This window comes from Sphingopyxis sp. 10G20-10 (genome assembly GCF_057365075.1).
The window spans coordinates 687,506-703,649 of record NZ_CP195117.1 but is presented as its reverse complement, the minus strand read 5'-3'; the positions used below and the strand labels follow the sequence as shown (position 1 = coordinate 703,649).

The window sequence follows — 16,144 nt, the reverse complement described above, 5'->3', positions numbered from 1 at the left end:
TATCGAACATGGCAACAAAGCAAAACCAGCATTAACCAAAAATCAGGGGCTTACCCCCAAAGCTATCCCCCGCAGAAAGGCGATGAATGAAGCGCCCATGGGGAAAATATCTGGCTTTTGGCGCGGTACTGTCGGGTGTCGCGATGCCTTTGCACGCACAATCGAGCTTTGCGATGCACACGCAGATGGGCTGGGACGGTGTGCTGACAGGCGTCTTTCTGGGCCTGCTGGCCTTTTCCATTACCTATAATGCCGCCTTCTTTGCGCTTTTGCGCGAGCGGTTTCTGGTCTGGCAAAGCGCCCGCGCGCTCGCCTATCTGGCATTGGTCATTGGCCTTTCACCACTGATGATGGGGCCGCGGCTTACCGCCGATAGTTTTGCCCGCGCCGGGTTGAACTGCATCCTGTTCGACGTTGCGATTGTCATATCGGGACCGTTTCTGCGCAGCTATCTGGAGCCCGGCACAATTGGTCCGCGCCTATACCGCCTGCTCGGCTGGCCACCCTTTCTGATTCTGGCGACGACCCCCGCGATGCTGATGACCGACTGCCCGCCCGCCTATTTGGCGCTGCGCGATCTGTTGCTCGTCGGTTTGCTGCTTTTGTGCGCGATTACGGTTGTGGTCGCCATCAAAAGGGGAAGCCGCACCGCGCGCTATCAGGCGGCGGCGTGGAGCGGAATTGCAGCAGTTTTCGCGATCAGCCTGTTTCATGACATCATTCTGGGCCGCCCGTTCGAGAATCTGTTGTTCGCACTATTCCCGGCGCTGGGGCTGGAGGTCATTCTGACCGCGCTCGGCATATTGGACCGCCTGTTGCGTCTGCGCCGCGAGCGCGAGGATGCCCGCGCCCATGCCGAATCGTTGCGCGTCATCGCGAACACCGATCCGTTGACAGGTCTAGCCAACCGCCGCGCCATCGAGGCCGGCTTCAACAACCCGCGTCCTGTGGCCATTGCGGTCATCGACCTCGATCATTTCAAGGCGATCAATGACCGGCACGGCCATGATATCGGCGACAAGGTGATTTTTGCCGCCGGCGTTGCGCTGGCATCAGGTCGGGCGGCCGCCGGACGGATCGGCGGAGAAGAATTTATCCTGTTGTTCCATAGCGACGCCAGTCAAGTGGCGGAAGAGGCCGAACGGCTGCGCGCACGCATCAGCACCCATGTCGCGCAAATGGTGCCATCGGTCGATGAACATGTCACCGCGAGCATGGGTGTTGCCTATATTGCGGAAGAGACTCGCTTTAACAGCGCAATGAAAGCCGCCGACATCAGCCTTTATGCGGCAAAGCATGCCGGTCGGGACTGCGCCGTCATCGGACCCGCGCTGGCAGCCTGAACGGCGGCAGACTTATTCTTCGACAAAGTCCGCGTTGATCGTCACGCCGTCGTCATCCCACATCGGCACCGCCAATTCGGTCATCGGCACCATGAAGCGTTGGGGTTTTTTGCCCGATTGTGCGGGGCGTTCGATTTCGAGCAGATCGCCTGCCCCGAAATTTTCCACGGCAACGACCTGTCCAAGCGCCCCACCGTCAGTCGAAACACACGCCAGCCCGATCAGGTCATGATGATAATATTCGCCCTCGGCGAGCGGCGGAAGCGCCGAGCGCGGGACGGTCAGCACGGTTCCGCGCATAGCCTCTGCCGCGCTGCGGTCGGTGATTTCGGTGAACTGCGCTACCGCGCCCTGATTGGCGGGGCGGATGGCGCGCAGCGTCAGCACCCTGTCACCGACATGGAACTGGCCATAGGCGCGAAGGCTGTCCGCCCCTTCGCCAAATAATTTCAACCGAACCTCGCCCCGCACCCCATGCGCGCCAGCGATGGCGGCAAGTGTGACGAGGCGATCAGCGCGACTAAGCCCCTCCCCTTCAGGGGATGGGGTGGGGTGGGGGGTGGGGGGCGTAGGCGCTCTTTTGCGAGCCCCCACCCCCGGCCCCTCCCCTGAAGGGGAGGGGGGAGTTACCATTTAGCCTTCAGCCTTATCTTCGGTCTTTTCTTCGGCGGCTTCTTCAGCCGGTGCGGCTTCAGCTTCCGGAGCGACGGGGCCGCCTTCGGCAACTGCTTCAGCTATCGCGGTGGCGTCTTCTGCCGGGGTTTCGGCGGGGACGTCTTCGGCGACGGCATCGGCAACCGCTTCAGCGGTTTCTTCGGATTTCACCGAGCCGGTGGCATCCAATTCAGCGCTGGTCTCATCTGCGACGGGAGTTTCAGCCGCAACTTCTTCCACAGCCGCCGCTTCTTCAACAACTTCGGGCTCGGGAGCCGGGGCAGCCGCCGCTTCCTTGGCAGCTTCTTCGGCAGCAGCGGCCTTGGAGGCGCGCTCTTCAACACGTTCCTTGGCTTTCTCGCCCGGGACGGCCTTGTTGGGGTTGTTGCGCGCAGCACGTTCCTTGAGACCAAGGGCGTCGAGGAAGCGGGCGACACGATCGCTCGGCTGGGCGCCAACGCTCAGCCAATGCGAGGCGCGTTCGGCGTCGAGCTTCACGCGTTCTGGATTATCCTTGGCGAGCAGCGGGTTATAACTGCCGATGCGTTCGATGAAGCGGCCATCGCGCGGCATTCGCGAATCGGCAACGACGATTTTGTAATAAGGGCGTTTCTTGGAACCGCCGCGTGACAGGCGAATAGTGGTAGCCATGATGTTATCCTTTTCTTTTCAAATCAATTTATTGGTTGGAATCATTTTTTCTTGTTAAGCAAATTGGCAAGATCGGGTGGCATTCCGCCGCCGCCGAGCCCCGGAAGGCCGCCGGACATTCCGCCCATACCGCCACCCATGCCGGGAATCCCGCCGCCCTTGCCGAACAGAGCACCGAGGCCCTTGAGCCCGCCCATCTTGCGAATCTTCTTCATCGCCGTGCCCATTTCCTGATGCATTTTGAGCACTTTATTGACCTGTTGGACCGAGGTTCCCGACCCCTTGGCGATGCGAATCTTGCGCTTGGCGTTGATGATGCCGGGCTTGGCGCGCTCAGTCGGGGTCATCGACCCCATGATGGCGTCGAAATGCACCAGCACCTTGTCGTCAGCGCCGCCCTGCGCCATCGCGGCCTGCGCCTTTTTGATCCCCGGAATCATCGCCGCGAGCGCCCCGATGCCGCCCATGCGGCGCATCTGGTTGAGCTGGGTCCTGAGATCGTCGAGGTCAAACTGGCCTTTGGCCATTTTGGCCGCCATCGCCTCGGCCTCTTCGGCCTGGATGGTTTCAGCAGCGCGTTCGACTAGGCTGACAACGTCGCCCATGCCAAGGATGCGGTTGGCGATGCGTGACGGGTGAAAGATTTCCAGCGCGTCGAGTTTTTCGCCGGTGCCCGCAAATTTGATCGGCTTGCCGGTGACCGCCCGCATCGACAGCGCCGCACCACCACGCGCATCGCCGTCCATACGGGTAAGCACGACGCCGGTCAGCGGCACCTGATCGGTAAAGCGCTGCGCGACCTGCACCGCGTCCTGACCGGTCAGGCTGTCGACGACGAGCAGCGTTTCGGCAGGCGCCGACACCTGCGCCACCGCCTGCATCTCGTCCATCAACTGCTGGTCGACATGGAGCCGGCCCGCGGTATCGAGCATCAGGACGTCAAAGCCCTGCAGCTTCGCAGATTGCAGGGCGCGCCGCGCGATTTCGACCGGGCCTTGCCCGGCGACAATCGGCAGCGTCGCGACATCGACCTGCGTGCCCAGCGTCGCAAGCTGTTCCTGTGCCGCCGGACGATTGACGTCGAGCGACGCCATCATCACCTTTTTGCCCTCTTTTTCCTTGAGGCGCTTGGCGATTTTGGCGGTGGTTGTCGTTTTACCCGACCCCTGAAGGCCGACCATCAGGATGATCGCGGGTGGGCTGACATTCAGGTCGAGCTCGGCGGCTTCGGAGCCCAGCATTTCGCTGAGCGAGTCGCTGACAATCTTGACCACTTGCTGACCCGGCGTAACCGAGCGCAGCACATTCTGGCCGATCGCCAATTCGGTGACCTGGTCGACAAAGCTGCGCACGACGGGCAGCGCGACATCGGCCTCCAACAAGGCGATTCGCACTTCGCGCATGGCCGCGCGCACGTCCGCCTCGGTCAGCGCACCGCGACCGCGCAGCTTTCCGAATACATCGCCCAGTCGTTGGCTGAGACTGTCGAACATGACGCTTCCAAACCCTTCCTGACAAGCCGCAACGCAAAACACGCCGGTGAGCGAAACCTCGCCAACCAGCGGTATCCGTGGACAGTGTTTCCGTCGCGGATGTCGATATGTCTGGTCCCAATTATGGACCGAGCGGCGTGGGCTTTACGCAACTACCCCGCAAAAGGCAAGCGGCGGCGGCAGAGTCTTTGCCCGCCATCTTAACCCAAATTACACGGCTCCCCTGCCATGAAAGGAACCTTATGGTGGGGACCAGACAAGATGCAGACGGAAAAAGCGGAAAAAATGCACGACAGCAATGAAAGTGCCAAACGTGACATCGTCGCCGGCGGCATTGTCGTCGCGGCCGTTTTGCTGTTCATCGGCACCGGCAGCACGGCCCTGCAAGCGGTCGTCCGCACGCTGGCCGGCTTTGGTGGCGGCATCGACAATGTGCTGTCCGCGACTTTGGTGCTCAATGTGGCGCTGATTCTGTTCGGCTGGCGCCGCTATGACGATTTGAACCGTGAAGTGCGCGAACGCACCGAGGCCGAACAGCGCGCGCTCTATCTTGCCGACACCGATGCCCTGACCGGATTTCTTAACCGCCGTGCGATGATGGCGATGGGCCACAAAACCGTGGCGGAGGCGCTCGACGCAAAACGTCAGATGGCGCTGTTCTTGATGGATCTGGACCATTTCAAGACGGTCAACGACATTCACGGCCATGCCGCGGGTGACCAAGTTATCAAGGCGGCGGCGCGGCGGATCGCGACGATCATGCCCCCCAATACGATTTTGGCGCGGCTTGGCGGCGATGAATTTGTCGCTTTGCTGGTCTTTGACAAGCTCGCGCGCGATCAAATCGACTCGCTCGCCGGACAGATGGTCACATCGTTCGAAGTGCCGATTACCTATGACAATCAAGAGATCCGCGTCGGCGCCTCGATCGGAATTGCGCATATCGGCGAAGACGCCGCATCGATCGATATGCTGATGCGTCAGGCCGATATCGCCATGTATAACAGCAAGGCGCAGGGCCGGAACCGCTATTGCTGGTTCGAAAAAGGCATGGAAATGGCGGTCAAAGCGCGCAACCAGATCGAGGTCGGAATCCGCGAAGGCCTGCCGCGCGGCGAGTTCCTGCCCTATTTCGAACCGCAGGTCGACATCGCCAGTGGCACTCTGGTCGGCTTTGAAATGCTGATGCGGTGGGATTCGCCCCAATATGGCATGATCGCACCCGACAAGTTTATCCCGATTGCCGAAGAAAGCGGGCTAATCGGCGAATTGTCGCTGCACGTCATTCGCAATGCCATGGAAATCGCCAAAAGCTGGGATCCCTCGATCACACTCGCCGTCAATGTTTCGCCGCAACAGTTGAAGGACCCATGGTTCAGCCAGAAGCTGACCAAATTGATGGTCGAAACCGGATTTCCTGCCAGCCAGCTAGAGGTCGAGATTACCGAAAGTTCGCTGTTCGAGAATCTGCCGTTGGTCCGTTCGATTGTTACCAGCCTGAAAAATCAGGGGGTATCGCTCAGCCTCGATGATTTTGGTACCGGCTATAGTTCGCTGTCGCACCTGCGCGCGCTTCCCTTTGATCGCATCAAGATCGACCGCAGCTTTGTCGCTTCCATGGCCGAAAGCCATGATGCGTCCGCGATCGTCGTCGCCATCGTCCGTCTGGGCGAAAGCCTGTTGATGCCGATCACCGCCGAAGGGGTGGAGGATGAAGCCACCGCCATCGAGCTGGCGCGGCTGGGCTGTGCCAAGGCGCAGGGCTGGCATTATGGCAAGGCGGCATCGGCAGCTGAAACACGCCGCCTGCTCGCCGGACGCGGGTTGCTGCGCGAACCATACACGCCCGAGGTAAGCGAAGCCTCGACGCCAGACACCGACGCTGACGCCACTCCGAAACGGCGCAGCGCCTAGACTTCGCCCCCATCGCCTCTTACATGCGCGGGCTATGGTTGACCGCTTCACCAAGATGCACGGGCTCGGCAATGACTTTGTCGTGATCGATGCCCGCGAAACGCCCGTCTCCATGTCGGCGGCGCGCGCGAAGGCGATTGCCGACCGCCGCCACGGCATTGGCTGCGATCAGCTGGTGCTGCTCGAACCCTCGACCCATGCCGACGTAAGGATGCGGATTTTCAATGCCGATGGCAGCGAGGTCGAGGCGTGCGGCAATGCAACCCGCTGTGTCGCGACGCTGTTGGGCCATAGCGCGACGATCGAAACATTGGGGGGGCTGCTGCGCGTCACGCCGGGCGATGGCGGGGCCGAGGTGACATTTGACGAACCGACATTTGATTGGGAGCATATCCCGCTCGCCATGCCGATGGACACACGCGACATGCCCGTCGCCTGGGACGAGCTGGAACATGGCGCCGCGGTCAATGTCGGTAATCCGCACATCGTCTTTTTCGTTGCCGAGGCCGATGCCGTGGCGCTGACCGATTTGGGTCCACAGATAGAGATGGACCCGCTGTTCCCCGAACGTGTCAACGTCAATGTCGCCAGCCTCGACGGCCCCGACCGTCTGCAACTGCGGGTGTGGGAACGCGGAGTCGGTCTGACACAGGCTTGCGGCACCGGTGCTTGCGCCACCGCCGTAGCAGCGATCCGCGCCGGACTGGTTCAGTCGCCGGTGACAGTCGCGCTACCTGGTGGCGATCTGATTATTCGCTGGGAAGCAGGCGGCGGCATTGCGATGAGCGGAGCGGCTACGCGGGTGTATGACGGCACGACCGACTGGGCGCAGTTCGGATGAGCGCAGCGGAGGTGGTAAATTTCGGGTGTCGGCTGAACATCGCCGAGGGCGAATCTGTCCGTGTTGCAGCACGCGATGCGGGCGCACGCGACACTATCATTTTCAACAGCTGCGCGGTCACCGACGAAGCGGTGCGACAGGTGCGGCAATCGGTGCGCCGCGCCAAGCGCGAACATCCCGAAGCGGCGATTGTGGTGACGGGATGCGCGGCAGAGTTGGAGCCAGCACGCTTTGCCGCCATGGGTGCGCGGGTGGTGGCCAATGATGCAAAGGGACTGGTCGAAAGCTATCGCAACTCAACCCCTGTGTCCCCGCGAAGGCGGGGGCCCATCACCGGTGGACCCGATCTTGCGCCGACCGGTGATAGGCCCCTGCCTTCGCAGGGGCACAGGACTATGCCCTATACCCCTGCCCTGTCGGGTGCCGATCATGCCCGCGCCTTTCTGGGCGTGCAGACGGGTTGTTCGCACAGCTGCACCTTTTGCGCGACGGTGATGGCGCGGGGGACCGCGCGCTCGGCAACCATCGCATCGGTCGTCGAAGCAGCGCGCACCGCGATAGAGCGCGGACAGCGTGAGATCATCCTCACCGGTGTCGATCTGGCAAGCTATGGTGATGACAGCGGCACAAAGCTGGCGGCGCTGGTTGAGGCGCTACTCAGCCTGCCCGGTCTTGAGCGGCTTCGGCTGTCATCGCTCGACCCCGATCGCATCGACGATGCGCTGTTCGCCCTGTTGACGCAGGAGGCGCGGGTGATGCCGCATATCCATTTGTCGCTACAAGCCGGAGACGACATGATTTTAAAGCGCATGAAGCGCCGCCACTGCCGCGCCGATGCGGTGGCAATCGTCGGGCGACTGAAAGCCGCGCGCAGCGACATCACCATCGGCGCCGACCTGATTGCCGGTTTTCCGACCGAGGATGACGCGATGTTTGCCAATACGCTGGCGATGATCGATGATTGCGACATCATCTTTGGTCATATTTTCCCATATAGTGCGCGCGGAGGCACACCCGCGGCGCGGATGCCGGGGCAGGACCGCGCCGTCGCCCGCACCCGCTCCGCGCGATTGCGAACTGCCAATGCGGAGCGCCGCCACGCCTGGCTCGACACATTGATAGGAAGCCAACAAAAAATGCTGGTCGAACGCGATGGATTGAGCGGCCATGCCGAAAATTTCGCCTCGCTGCGCCTGTCCGACCCGTCCAGGTCCGGTGCAATCATCGCTGTACGCGTGCTCGGCCGCGATGGTGATCAGCTGATGGTTCAGGAGATGGCCGCATGAGTGCTGGCAGCTGGAGTGACCGCCTGCTCGGCGGGTTGAAACGGACATCGGAACGCTTGAGCGAGAATTTGTCGGGGCTGACCGGCAAGCCGAGCCTTGACGCCGCCGACCTTGATCGCATCGAGGATGCGCTGATTACCGCCGACCTTGGCCCCGCGATGGCGGCGCGTATTCGCGAGCGCCTGTCGGCCAAGCGCACCGGCCCACTCGATGCCGATGGCTTGCGGCAGATTGTCGCCGAAGAAATTGCCACCGCGCTCCGTCCCGTCGCCGAGCCGCTGGAAATCGATGCCTTTCCGCGCCCGCAGGTCATTTTGGTGATCGGGGTCAACGGTTCGGGCAAAACAACGACCATCGCCAAGCTGGCGCATCTGTTCCAGGAACAGGATTATGGCGTGATGCTAGTCGCGGGCGACACCTTTCGCGCCGCCGCCATCGGCCAGCTGAAAATATGGGCCGAGCGGCTCGGTGTTCCGATCATTTCCGGCCCCGAAGGCGGCGATTCAGCAGGCATTGTGTATGACGCGGTCAAGCAAGCCACCGCGACCGGCATCGATGTATTAATCGTCGACACCGCCGGACGCCTGCAGAACAAACGCGAGTTGATGGACGAACTCGCCAAGATCAAGCGCGTGCTCGGACGGCTCAACCCTGCGGCGCCGCATGATGTTGTGCTGGTGCTCGACGCCACAACCGGCCAGAATGCGCTGTCGCAGATTGACGTGTTCCGCGAGGTAGCCGGAGTCACCGGGCTGGTGATGACGAAGCTCGACGGCACCGCGCGCGGCGGCGTTCTCGTTGCAGCAGCGGAGCGCCACGGCCTGCCCATTCACGCCATCGGCATCGGCGAACAGATCGACGATTTACGTCCCTTTGACGCCGATGAAATCGCCGCCATCATTGCAGGAAATATTCGATGACCGAAACGCCGCCCACCGGCCCCGAACCCATCGCCGTTGCGCCCAAGGCGGGCGGAGGATGGCTGAGTTTTGCCATCGACTTTGGCCCTTTGCTGATATTCTTTCTGACCTTCAAATTTTCATCGGACGGAGAGGGCAGCTTTGCCGCAACCACCGCCGCCATCCAGGCGACTGTCGCCTTCATGGCCGCGATCAGCGTGTCGATGATCGTGTCGAAATGGAAACTGGGCAAGATTTCTCCGATGCTGTGGATTTCGGGGATATTGGTGCTCGGTTTTGGCGCGATGACCATTTATTTCCACGATGAGGGGTTCATCGTCCTCAAACCGACCATCATTTATGTCGCCTTTGCCGCACTACTGCTCGGTGGATGGATGCTTGGCAAACCGATGCTCAAATTCCTCCTGCAATCGGCGCTCGATGGAGTCACCGAACGCGGCTGGATGCTGTTGTCGCGCAACTGGGGCCTGTTCTTCGCCGCCCTCGCGATTGCCAATACGGTAATGTATGTCATGTGGCGCGGCGGCAGCCTCAGCTTTGATGCCTGGCTGACGATCAAGGTCTGGGGCATCACCGCTGTGTCCTTTGCCTTTGCCCTGTCGCAATTGCCGGTGATGATGAAGAACGGCCTGTCGGTGAAAGAGGCTCCGGCGGACGATATAGGACAAGCTTGAGCGAATATCCCTGTGGTGGCATAGGTTGACCTAGGCACTTGGGTCGTTGGTGCTGATAATCGAGAGGGGATAAAAATGGGCAAGTTTTTTGGCAACTTACATGCCGTCATGGTCGCGGGGCTGATTTTGGCCGTCGCCGTCATGTGGGCTTTTGCAGACAATACGGCGGTCGACGTCAATTCGGTGACCCGCTGGCTACACGTCTTTTTCGGCATCTTGTGGATCGGCCTGCTCTATTATCTGAACTTTGTACAAGTTCCGGTGATGCCGAGCATCCCGGCCGAATTGAAACCAGCCGTATCGAAACATGTCGCACCCAAGGTGCTGTTCTACTTTCGCTGGGCGGCCGCATTCACTGTGCTGACCGGGCTGATCGTCGCTGGTGTCACTGGCTATCTGCATCAAGCGATGACGCTGTCGGCAGTTGATCCCAAATATCAGTTAATTGGCATCGGTATGTGGTTGGGGCTCATTATGGCGTTCAATGTCTGGTTCATAATCTGGCCAGCGCAAAAGAAAATATTGGGACTAGTCGAAGCCACTGACGAGGAAAAGGCCAAAGTCGGACCGCGCGCACTTTACGCCAGCCGCACTAATGTCCTGCTGTCAATACCGCTGCTCTATTGCATGGTCAGCGCCAATCTAGGCTGAAGCCTAGGCAACGAAAGAAAAGGGCGTTTCGGGAAACCGGAGCGCCCTTTTTTATATTCCCCTCCCGCAAGCGGGAGCGGGCGATTAGTCGCCAACCGCATCCTTGTGCATCCGGCCGTTGAGCACATAATGCGCCACGCCAGCCTGCATCCCCGTCGCCATGGTGTCATCGATTTCGCGCACGCGGCGGGCGGGGGTTCCGGCCCATAACTCACGCGACGGAATTTCCTTATGCTCGGTCAGCAGCGCGCCCGCCGCCAACATCGCGTCGCTGCCGATATGCCCGCCATTCATTACCGTCGCCTTCAGCCCGATAAAGGCGCGGTCATCGAGCGTACAACCGTGGACCATCGCCATATGGCCGATCAGCACATCTTCGCCGATGATCGTCGGATAGCCGTCGGGACGGTGCGGCGTCGGACCGTCACAATGGACGATGCTGCCGTCCTGAATATTCGTTCGCGCGCCGACGCGAATATGACTGACATCGGCACGCAGCACGCAATTATACCAGATGCTGACGTCCTCCCCGATGGTGACATCGCCTATAATCCGGCATCCCGGCGCAATGAAGGCGCGGGGGTGAATATCGGGCGTCTTGCCATTTACAGTGATGATCGAAACGTCGCGATAGCTCATTCATTTTTCCCAATCAGATGGCCCCATAGCATAATCGGCAACGTCGAGGCATAATCATCGGTCCAGCGGGTAAAGCCCGCCCGGTGCTCGAGCGGCACCCACACCCCGTCCCCTGCCGCTTTGTCGCGCGGCTGGATGCCGCCGGTCAAGGCTCGCATCCGCGCCGGTGTGGCGGTCAACGCGACCCAGTTGGATGCGGTAAGCGCCTTGTCCTGTTCCAGTCCGTTGATCGGATCCATACGGATCGCCGCCGCCCAGCCGCGCGCCCGCGCTTCTGCTGCCAAAACGGGTTCGAGATCAAAAAAGCGGTTGGAGATATGGATGAGCAAGATGCCATCGGGTTTGAGCGCGCGGGCATAAACGCTGATCGCCTCACGGGTCAGCAGATGGAGCGGAATGGCGTCGGACGAAAAGGCGTCGATCACCAATATATCGAAACTGGCCGGTGGCTGATGGGCAAGCTGAATCCGCGCATCGCCAACGATGATCGGCGTATCGCCCGCGCATCGCGATAAAAAGGTGAATTTGCTAGGGTCGCGCGCGATATCGACCATGGCAGGGTCGATTTCAAAAAAGGTCCATTGCGGGCCCGGCTGGCGATAGCAGGCGAGCGTTCCGGCCCCCAGTCCGACGATGCCGATCGCCGCCTTTGGCCCCGCCAGCGCCTGGGCTTTGGATAGAGCCAGCCCGACGCCGGATTCTGGACCATAATAGGTGGTGGCGTCGCGTTGATGACCGGCATCGGTGCGTTGGACCCCGTGCAAAGTCGTCCCATGCGCCAGCCGTCGCTGGTGACGGGCTATATCGTCCGTGATTGTATAGACACCAAAATAGCTGCGCGTTCGCAGGCCATCGGCGGTCTTTTCCAGCGTATCGACACCGCCAACCCCCAGCATCAACAGCAGCAGCGACAAGGTATAGGCCCAGCGCCATTCAATCACGAGCAAGCCGACGAGCAAAATCACCCCCGCCCAAATGCCATTGGTACCATTGAACGTCGCGTCCCAATCGGACACCAGATGCCAGCAGGCAAAGGTTGATAAGAGCAGAAGGCCCACAACAATGGGGCGCGGCGACGTAACTCGTAACCATCGGTTCCAGGGCAGCAGCGGCGGCAGAGGCAACAGCAGCGCCGCCCCCAGCGCCAGAATCGGATGTTCATAAACCCAGTCGAACAGCAAGGGGGCGATCAGTGCCGCGAACAATCCGCCCAGCACGCCGCCCGCCGACATGACGAGATAGAAAAGCGTAAGATGTTCCGGCGGGGGACGCAGGTGATGGAGATAGTCGTGCAGCGCGGTCGCAACCACGAACAGCATAACCAGGCTCATCAACGCGACCAGCATCGATCCGCCGCCAGTGCTGAGAAGCGCCTGCCCGCCCGCGATCAGCAACACCGCAGGAGCGATGGTCAGGAATGTCTGTTTGAGCCGCTTGGCAGTCGAAAAGGCAATGACAAAGCTGAGCAGATAAAGGCCGAGCGGCAACACCCACAACAAGGGCATGGCGACAATATCGGTTGTGAGATGCGTCGTCGTCGACAGCATCAGCCCCGACGGAACCGCTGCTATCACCAGCCAGTGAAGTTGGCGGCGAATCGTCGGGCGCGGCGGTGCTTCGGCGGTCGGTGTCTGCGATTCCCCCTGCCCACGCCAACGCGCCGCCGCGCTTATGATGACGAACAGGAACAGCACCGCATAGCCAATCGACCAGCCCAGACTTTGCGCCGCCAGCGGTAAATTGGGTTCGACCAGCGCCGGATAGCAGATCAGCCCGCCAAAACTGCCGAGGTTGGAGGCGGCGTAAAGGATATAGGGATCGCCCGCACGCGCATCGGCGGCGAACCAGCGCTGCATCAGCGGGGCCTGTGCCGACACCGCAAAAAACACCGGTCCAATCGACGCGGTCAGCAATAGGGGCACCCAAAAAACCTCGGTTCCAGGAGTCGGCGCGGCCATATGCGCGATGCCGACCGGCAGCCACAGCGCGGCCAGCAATAACAGGCCGACATGGATCATCGCCTGCCGCCGCACCGCAAAACGCGCCAGCCAGTGGGCATAGGCATAGCCGCCGAGCAGCAGCGCCTGATAGACCAGCATCGCGCTGTTCCACACCGCGGGCGCACCGCCCAACCGCGGCAACACCATGCGCGCCACCATCGGCTGAACCATGAAGAGCAAGAAACTGCCGACAAAAATAGTCAGCACAAAAAGCCATCTGCGGGACGTGCCCGCTGCAAAATTCGACGTCACTGCATCCCCCGCCTGTGGCCCGTTGGTCAATATCCAGCTATTCTTGCAACAATCGCGCCGCGTGGAGCGCGTGATAGGTCAGTACGCCCGATGCCCCGGCGCGACGAAAGGCAAGCAGTGTTTCGAGCACCAGCGCATCGCGGTCGCCCGCGCCTGCCGCGGCCGCGGCCTCGATCATCGCATATTCGCCCGACACCTGATAGGCAAAGACCGGCACTTCAAAGCGTGTTTTGACCGCGGCCAAAATGTCGAGATAAGGCAGTCCCGGTTTCACCATCACCGTGTCGGCACCCTCCGCCAGATCCATCGCCACCTCGCGCAGTGCCTCGTCGCGATTGGCGGGGTCCATCTGATAGCCGCGCTTGTCGCCTTTCAGCAATCCGCACGAGCCCACGGCGTCGCGGAACGGTCCGTAAAAGGCCGAAGCATATTTGGCGGCATAGCTCATGATCTGGACATGGCTGAAACCTTCAGCCTCCAGCGCCTGACGGATCGCGCCGATGCGGCCATCCATCATGTCGCTGGGCGCGATGATATCGGCCCCGGCGCGCGCCTGATTGAGCGCCTGATCGACCAGCACATCGACGGTTTCATCGTTGAGAACCAAGCCCGCGTCATCAACCAGACCATCCTGCCCATGACTGGTATAAGGGTCGAGCGCGACGTCGGTAAGGACGCCGATGTCATCGCCCAGTGCATCCTTGATCGCCGCAACCGCGCGGCACATCAGATTGTCGGGATTATATGCCTCGGCGCCATCCTCGCTGCGCCGGTCGGGCTGGGTATAGGGAAAGAGCGCGACGCAGGGGATGCCGACGGCGACCGCGTCGCGCGCCCGCGCCACAATATGATCGACCGACCAGCGCGACACACCGGGCAGGCTGGCAATCGGCTCCTCGACAGACTGGCCATCGCAAACAAACAGCGGCCAGATCAGATGAGCAGGCGACAGGCTGGTTTCGCGCACCATCGCCCGGCTCCAAGCCGTTCGGCGGGTACGGCGCAGCCGCAGGTTGGGGAAATGAGCGTTGGTCATGCCGCCGTGCATAGCCGCGCTTCGTCCAGTCGCAAATGGATATCGCACCGCGCCGGGCGACTTAGAGCCCCGCGCCCTCGCGTTTCGATGCAACGGCAGAGAGCGAACCCAGCCGCGGTGCTTCGACGGTCTTGGCCGCCATGGGGGCCAAGGCCGCGCCGGGAGTGACCGAGGTCAGTTCTTTGATCCGTGCCCGGAAATTCGCCAGTTCTTTGCCCTCCAGCAAGGCGCGAGTGGTGAAAGAAACCGACGAGGGATTGACCGGATGACCATTGCGATACACCTCAAAATGAAGGTGCGGCCCGGTCGCAAGGCCAGTCGAACCGATATAGCCGATGACCTGACCGCGGCTGACGCGCTGACCTGCACGCACGGCAATCCGGCTCATATGGCCATAGCCAGTGCCCAGCCCGTTGCCGTGATTGAGTTTGACATAATTGCCAAAGCCGCCGTGCCGACCGGCAATGGTGACCACACCATCGGTGACCGCATAGATCGGGCTGCCATAGCCACCCGCAAAGTCGATGCCGGCGTGCATCCGTTTATAGCCCAAAATCGGATGCCGCCGCATCCCATAGGTGGAGGAAATCCGTCCACGTGACGGGCGAACCATCCCGCCGCGCTGTTCGCCGACGCCCGACGCTTCGAACCATTGGCTGCGCCCGTCCTTGTTCCATTCGAGCATCGACAGCTTTGGTTTTCCGTCACGGATCAATCCGGCGTAAAGCAGCTTGCCGGTCTCGCTTTCGCCGGTTTCGGCGCGGCGATAATCGACGATGATGTCATATTGATCGCTCGCCCTGATATCGCTGCTGACCGAAATCTGCTTTCCGATCACCCGCAAATAGGCCTGAATGGCGGTCGCGGGAGCACCGGCGGCGCGCGCCGAACGATACAGGCTGTCACCTACCCGACCGCGAATCCGCAGCGGGGTGTTATCGACCGAGATCGGAATGCGCCGCATCACCAGCCTATTATCAATCCGCTCCATCTCGACCCGCAGGTTGAACCGAGCACGCAGCGACAGCGCCTCTACCGGGCGCGGCATGGTGCGGACGGCGCGGCGACCAAGCAACAGGTCGATGCGCGTTCCCGGCGCGATGTCGGATAGCGGCAAAGCGGTCGCCAGTTGGTCGGCAACGGCGCGCGCCTCTGTACTGCCAACGCCTGACCGTTCGAGCAGGCGTGAGAAACTGTCGCCCTGGCCCAAAACCGCGGTCAATTCGATTTGCGGGCGTTCGGGGGCCTGTGCCAGCGGACGAACCACATCGGTCGCCGCCATATGGCGGCCGGTGTCGCCACCGAGTGCCAGCGGCACAATCATTTGCGCGCGCGCCTCGTTAAAGTCGGCGGCATCATAAGCCGGAGCGCCGCCGATCTGAAGCGGCTGCATTCCCGGAAAAGTCGCAATCGCCACGCTGCAAAGCAACAGCAGCGTCGCAAGCCCACGCCACCAATGGGCCGAACCGATATTCTCGCCAAGATCGGGTACAAGGTCGAGATTTGCGAGCCAATCGCGGGTCGCGTCCAGTCGGCCAGCAACCCCGCGGCCAGCGGTGTCAGCGCCGGTTCCGGCACGACCAAAGGGGAGCGCCTGCGACATCGCCAGCGACGCGGCGTTGCCTGACATCCCCGCAATGGGTTCGTGACGCTGAAACACTGGTGCAACCCCCATTCGACCGCAAAATTTCGGGCGCTAGGCGCCACCAATTCCCGTATCGATAATATTCTCGACCTCTGGTCTGTAAACAAAGGCCGTTAAAGTCAATTTAATGAACCCGCGTCCGATT

At 61.3% G+C, this 16,144-nt stretch carries 12 protein-coding genes and 2 pseudogenes; 7 read left to right on the top strand and 7 right to left on the bottom strand.

All coding sequences use genetic code 11. From position 1 onward, the window contains the following. Positions 1-86 precede the first annotated feature (86 nt). Complete coding sequence (locus ACR3XE_RS03450) at positions 87-1,343, top strand: GGDEF domain-containing protein (protein WP_486185911.1); 1,257 nt, start codon at positions 87-89, stop codon at positions 1,341-1,343. Positions 1,344-1,355: 12 nt separating this feature from the next. Here the strand turns inward: ACR3XE_RS03450 and rimM are convergent. From rimM to ffh, 3 genes and pseudogenes are all read right to left on the bottom strand, one after another. Then, positions 1,356-1,856, bottom strand: a pseudogene (gene rimM, locus ACR3XE_RS03445) (ribosome maturation factor RimM); the annotation flags it as partial. A 330-nt stretch (positions 1,857-2,186) separates the two neighbouring features. After that, positions 2,187-2,648, bottom strand: a pseudogene (gene rpsP, locus ACR3XE_RS03440) (30S ribosomal protein S16); the annotation flags it as partial. 41 nt (positions 2,649-2,689) lie between these two features. After that, entirely contained in the window at positions 2,690-4,141 is a 1,452-nt protein-coding gene (gene ffh / locus ACR3XE_RS03435; RefSeq protein ID WP_486185910.1) for a signal recognition particle protein, read from the bottom strand. 261 nt (positions 4,142-4,402) lie between these two features. Between ffh and ACR3XE_RS03430 the strand changes: the two genes are divergently transcribed. From ACR3XE_RS03430 to ACR3XE_RS03405, 6 genes are all read left to right on the top strand, one after another. Continuing rightward, complete coding sequence (locus ACR3XE_RS03430; protein WP_473698997.1) at positions 4,403-6,055, top strand: putative bifunctional diguanylate cyclase/phosphodiesterase; 1,653 nt, start codon at positions 4,403-4,405, stop codon at positions 6,053-6,055. Positions 6,056-6,089: 34 nt separating this feature from the next. Then, the gene (dapF, locus tag ACR3XE_RS03425) at positions 6,090-6,896 is read left to right on the top strand and encodes a diaminopimelate epimerase (protein ID WP_473698998.1); all 807 of its coding nucleotides are present in this window, start codon (positions 6,090-6,092) and stop codon (positions 6,894-6,896) included. Then, positions 6,893-8,182, top strand: coding sequence for a MiaB/RimO family radical SAM methylthiotransferase (locus tag ACR3XE_RS03420; RefSeq protein WP_473698999.1), 1,290 nt, complete (start codon positions 6,893-6,895; stop codon positions 8,180-8,182). Before dapF ends, ACR3XE_RS03420 begins: the two co-directional genes overlap by 4 nt. Beyond that, a complete protein-coding gene (ftsY, locus tag ACR3XE_RS03415) occupies positions 8,179-9,102 on the top strand; it encodes a signal recognition particle-docking protein FtsY (RefSeq protein ID WP_473699000.1) in 924 nt (307 codons plus the stop codon). Before ACR3XE_RS03420 ends, ftsY begins: the two co-directional genes overlap by 4 nt. Next, a complete protein-coding gene (locus ACR3XE_RS03410; protein WP_473699001.1) occupies positions 9,099-9,776 on the top strand; it encodes an inner membrane-spanning protein YciB in 678 nt (225 codons plus the stop codon). The genes ftsY and ACR3XE_RS03410 overlap by 4 nt, the downstream gene beginning before the upstream one ends. A gap of 75 nt (positions 9,777-9,851) precedes the next feature. Then, a complete protein-coding gene (locus ACR3XE_RS03405; protein ID WP_473699002.1) occupies positions 9,852-10,427 on the top strand; it encodes a urate hydroxylase PuuD in 576 nt (191 codons plus the stop codon). Between the two features lie 84 nt (positions 10,428-10,511). On the opposite strand, the gene ACR3XE_RS03400 is transcribed toward ACR3XE_RS03405, so the two are convergent. From ACR3XE_RS03400 to ACR3XE_RS03385, 4 genes are all read right to left on the bottom strand, one after another. Continuing rightward, the gene (locus tag ACR3XE_RS03400) at positions 10,512-11,066 is read right to left on the bottom strand and encodes a gamma carbonic anhydrase family protein (RefSeq protein WP_473699003.1); all 555 of its coding nucleotides are present in this window, start codon (positions 11,064-11,066) and stop codon (positions 10,512-10,514) included. Continuing rightward, a complete protein-coding gene (locus tag ACR3XE_RS03395; RefSeq protein WP_473700376.1) occupies positions 11,063-13,237 on the bottom strand; it encodes a spermidine synthase in 2,175 nt (724 codons plus the stop codon). Before ACR3XE_RS03395 ends, ACR3XE_RS03400 begins: the two co-directional genes overlap by 4 nt. 118 nt (positions 13,238-13,355) lie before the next feature. Beyond that, a complete protein-coding gene (gene hemB / locus ACR3XE_RS03390) occupies positions 13,356-14,354 on the bottom strand; it encodes a porphobilinogen synthase (protein ID WP_473699004.1) in 999 nt (332 codons plus the stop codon). Between the two features lie 61 nt (positions 14,355-14,415). Continuing rightward, positions 14,416-16,014 carry a peptidoglycan DD-metalloendopeptidase family protein gene (locus ACR3XE_RS03385; RefSeq protein WP_473699005.1) on the bottom strand — a complete coding sequence of 533 codons (1,599 nt, stop codon included), beginning with the start codon at positions 16,012-16,014 and terminating at the stop codon, positions 14,416-14,418. Positions 16,015-16,144 lie beyond the last annotated feature (130 nt).